Genomic DNA, 2,703 nt, shown 5'->3' with positions numbered 1-2,703 from the left:
TTTTCCTTCGGAAAATCCTCGCACACAAGCACGCAACTTTCCATACACATAAACGTTGCCAGCAATTAGAACAAACCACAGCGTAAAAAGACAAAAAGAAGAATGAAGTATAAAAATATCCGAGAAGAAGAACTAAAAAACAAGGTCGGTGCTGACTGGTTTAAGCAATTTGACACAACCGAAATTCTTGGAAATATTGACTTTACTGTTTTTCCAAAACAAGACAGTTTATTCGGTAGGACACCTCTTTTATGGGCAGAAGCCAAAACTGGGAATTTTGACATTCCTACTATGTTCGTTCAACTCATTCTAACAATCGGAAAGGCACGAACTTTTGACAAAACTTTACCACCTGCTTTTTTAGGTGCATTTGACTTTAAAAAAATTGCTTTTGTTGACTATGTAAATATTCAAGATATTTTCTATCTCAACGACTTTAATTGGAATGTAACACCAAGTAACCACGAAACAAAAGAATTTCAATTAATTAAAGAGCGAGTTGAATCGATATTGAAAACAAAAACCTATGTTTTTGATTATCAGAAAGACGAGAAGCTACTCAATACCTTTATTAAAAACAATGTAGCAAAAGCCACAACAAAAAGTAAAATCAAAATTGACAAAAATAATTTCATTCCCATTTATCTACGTTGGGTTGAGATTGTGAAACCGATAATTGAGGTTAATTGGGAGGACTTAAAAAAGGCAAATATTTTTGATAGTGATTTTTATTTGGCAGATATATTTGTGGACGACAAAGGCACAGAAACACTTGATGATGATTTTACTATAAGAGATGGTTTATTTGTTGCCTTTCAAAATCAAGGCTATAAAATAGCTAAAGAAAACATCAAACAAATGTTTGATGCGACAATAAACATTCGGCACAAAGATGCTTATTCACAATTCTGGAAACTCTACAAAAGACCACCAATAAAAGAGTTTCAAGATTACATTATTGAGCGTAGAGATTTACTTGCACCGCAAGACATTAGAGAACGTAAAGGTGCATTTTTCACCCCTCGAATTTGGGTAGAGCTTTCGCAAAAATACCTGACCGATTATTTGGGCGAAGATTGGCAGGACGATTATTACATTTGGGATTGTGCAGCTGGAACAGGTAACCTTTTAGCAGGGTTAACAAATAAATACAACATTTACGCAAGTACATTAGACCAAGCCGATATTAACGTAATGCACGAACGTATTGACCACGGTGCAAACCTTTTGAAAAATCACGTTTTTCAGTTTGACTTTTTAAATGATGATTTCACGAAACTTCCTCAAAGTTTGCAAGAGATTATAAATGATGAAGAAAAACGCAAAAAATTGATTATTTATATAAATCCGCCATATGCAGAAGTTTCAAGTGTAGGCGAAAAAGGAAAAGCAGGAGTAAATCAATCAAAAACGCACACTAAATACAACGAAATTCTTGGCACAGCAGGAAGAGAAATCTATGCCCAATTTTTAATAAGAATTTATGCAGAAATTCCTGATGTATTAATCGCAGAATTTTCTAAACTCAAATTATTACAAGGTTCTGCATTTATTTCATTACGAAACTTTTTAAAAGCAAAAGTTGAAAAAATGTTTATTGCACCAGCTTACACATTTGACAATGTGAAAGGCAAGTTTCCCATTGGTTTCAAAATATGGAATACTAAAATTAAAGAAGTTTTTAGTAGTACATCAACTGATATTTACAATGAAAAAGGAGATTTTATTGGCACAAAAGGTTTGTATTCAATTGGGAAAAGTTTTTACATAAATAAATGGATTTCATCATTCAAAGTTAATGATGGTTTTATTGGATTTTTAGCCGGTACAAATGGAAATGACTTTCAGCAAAATGGTATTGTTTATATTCTTAACAAAAAGGAGCAAATGGCTAATCCAAGAGGTATGTGGATAAGCAGTCTTAACTTAATTCCTGTCTCAATATATTATTCTGTCAGAAAGTGTTTAGACCAAACTTGGATAAATGACAGAGACCAATTTGTAGTTCCAAATAGTAATTGGAATCAAGACGCTGAATTTCATAATGATTGTCTTTGCTACACAATTTTTAATACTAACATTCAAGAACAATTTGGAATAAATCATTGGATACCATATACAGAGCAAGAAGTAAATGCACAGAATAGATTTGAAAGCCATTTTATGACCGACTTTATTAATGGTAAAATTAAAACAGAAAACAAAACCAATCTATTTGTTACAACGGAAAATCAGTCTTTAAAACGTGAGTTTTCAGCAGAAGCTAAAGACGTTTTTGATGCAGGTAGAGAACTTTGGCAATATTATCACAGTAAACCAAATGTGAATGTAAACGCAAGTTTGTATGACATTAGAGAATACTTTCAGGGCAGAAACGACAAAGGAAGAATGAACAGCAAAAGTGATGATGAAACCTATATGGAATTGATTAGCGAATTAAGGAATAAACTTGATTTTTTAGCCGACAAAATCAAACCAAAAATATACCAATATGAATTTTTAAAAGAATAATAACTGCTGGCAACAATGTATATAAAAAATAGGCGAAACAGTAATAAAATCAAGGCTTTTAGCTTGTATCAAACTACGTGCTTAACCGAAAGTTTGGTGCTTTGAAATCGCCTACTTTTCATATACTAAACCGTTGTGTTTCATTGCTGAACTCACTCAAAACGGAAAAAAAACCAGCATGTTTTTCGAAAT

At 32.4% G+C, this 2,703-nt stretch carries 1 protein-coding gene; it reads left to right on the top strand.

Going from position 1 to position 2,703, the window contains the following annotated elements:
• Nucleotides 1-102: 102 nt before the first annotated feature.
• On the top strand, nt 103-2,511 hold the full coding sequence (locus ACFQ0I_RS17485; RefSeq protein ID WP_379944281.1) for a hypothetical protein: 2,409 nt from the start codon (nt 103-105) through the stop codon (nt 2,509-2,511).
• Nucleotides 2,512-2,703: the final 192 nt, after the last annotated feature.

The sequence above is a fragment of the Mariniflexile aquimaris genome (genome assembly GCF_042676825.1).
Classification (GTDB): Bacteria; Bacteroidota; Bacteroidia; order Flavobacteriales; family Flavobacteriaceae; genus Mariniflexile; species Mariniflexile aquimaris.
Note: the sequence above shows the minus strand (reverse complement) of the source record. Positions and strands in the feature narration are given on the sequence as shown.